Genomic DNA, 1,988 nt, shown 5'->3' with positions numbered 1-1,988 from the left:
GGCATCGTCAAAATCTTTTGCATCAACGGGATCAATTGTAAATGTGGTTATTTTTCTAAAATCTCTACGCTTTGCAATTTCTTCTTTTGATATAACATCTGGAATTTGTTGAGATTCCTGTTCAACAATGTTCGGAAATTCTGTAGGGAAATTATTGTTGATAAGGATAGACATCATTTCGACGTCGTTGTTACCAGCCTCGCCTAAAACTTTAGTAACAGTTCCAAAAACTCTGGAGTCTGCGCTAAATTTAGACGATAATTTAATTTCTACTTTGTTCTTATTTCTTGCTTTGAAAGTTCCTCCGGGAGCAATGTTTACTTCTCGTTCACATTTTTGGCCATCTAAAATAACAAATACTTTTTTCTTGACAAGATGAATAGTGCCAACATAAGAGTTGTTGTTGCGTTGAACTATCTTATCGATTTTGCCTTCTAGTTTACCATTGCTCTTTTTAGGTAAAACGAGCACTTTAACAATGTCGCGATGCATTGCATTGCCAACATTCTTGTAGGATATATACACATCATTTTCTTCTCCTTCTGTAACGACAAATCCAGCACCTCTCGATGTCATGTCTAGTCGTCCTTCTCTGTATGATTTTTTAAATGGTAGGATGTATTTTCCTTCTCTAATTTCTTCTATAATATTTTGTTCTTTTAGTTTTAGCAATAATGCATTGATCAACTGTTTTACAGAGTGATCGTTAATTTTTAAAATCTTGGAGACCTGTTTGTAATTGAGAGGTTTGTTTGGGTTTCTCTCAAAAGCCTTAATGGCTTCAGCGGTTAGATCGCGTTTTGTCTTTTTTTTAGACCTTCTAGGTAGGTTGTTCGACATTGAGTTACAAAACTATAACTTTTAGCCTTAAAAATTACCGTTATCGAAAAGAGAATATAAATGTAACAAATATTGCGTTTTTAAGTATAATCAAGATTATCTTGATTAAAATTTAAAACCTTGTTTAAAAGGATAGATATGCTTTCTATAATTATACTGAGCATGTTGCTATGCGTAGTATTTCAAGAATTTTCTCTTGCCCAAAACACAACAGGTAATTCTAGTGTTGGTGGTTATAGCGGTGGAATAAAACAGGCTCCATTCAAACAAAGCTTTCTATCGCCTTCATACAGCAAAAGTTCTTTTAGTTCGAATAAACTGGGGTCGTATTCCTTTAAATATTCTACTCTTCGACAAAAAACCAAAGCTAACTTACTAAGCTGGCCAAGGTCTAATAAGGAGAATTCGAACCAATCTTTTATGAATCTGGTATCTCCAGCCAAAGGAAGCAGAAATAGTTTTTCTTCATTTAGTCCGTTTGGGAATACGCATAGGATGCCCAGTATTAAAGAACATAAGGAAGGGGAGCTTAGAAGTTCTTTTGAGCAAACGCCGTATAGACCTCCTGTTAACATAATGCCCCTAAATTATTTCCATTTGGATGCTAAAGACAAGCAGGAGAAATCAACAGTAATTGCACCAAACAAAAACATAAACCCTTTTGGGTTGGATAGACGCAGAGATAAAAACCGACCATTATCCGTTTCTTCAACTTTTATAAACGGACCAGTTCCTAATAAAGGTGCCGTATTTGGAACGGGAGCACATATACCTACAAATCATAAGTATAATAAGGGTGGAAATTCTTTTTTCAAGCCATATACGTCCAGTTTTCAAGCACCAATTACACCGACTAATTTGGGTTTACCGATAAACTATTTTCACTTAGATGCTAAAAATAAAGGATCAAGACCAAGTTATAAGACAAACCTCACTAAGCGTCGATTAGGACATAATGGATTGTCAATGTCGAGTTCATTTAATCAAATGTCCGCGATTCCTTCGGTCGATGGCTTGCCAATAAATTATTTTCATCTGGATGGTAAAAGTTCGGGATCGAGGCCAAGTTACACACCAAACCTGTCGAAGGGCAACATTGGACACAAGGGATTATCTATGCCTAGTTCATTTAATCAATACCCATATGG

2 protein-coding genes are annotated in these 1,988 nt (G+C 35.6%); one reads left to right on the top strand and one right to left on the bottom strand.

Annotation, left to right across the window (positions count from 1 at the left end; genetic code table 11):
• Positions 1-840: ribonuclease R (locus HRT72_08755; protein NQY67796.1), on the bottom strand; the 840-nt coding region annotated here is incomplete at its 3' end.
• 138 nt (positions 841-978) lie between these two features.
• Here HRT72_08755 and HRT72_08750 point away from each other — a divergent pair.
• Positions 979-1,988, top strand: a 1,010-nt coding sequence (locus HRT72_08750) for a hypothetical protein (GenBank protein ID NQY67795.1), incomplete at its 3' end; no start/stop codon positions are given.

The organism is Flavobacteriales bacterium (assembly GCA_013214975.1).
GTDB lineage: Bacteria > Bacteroidota > Bacteroidia > DT-38 > DT-38 > DT-38.
This window is presented reverse-complemented; position numbering and strand designations above follow the sequence as displayed.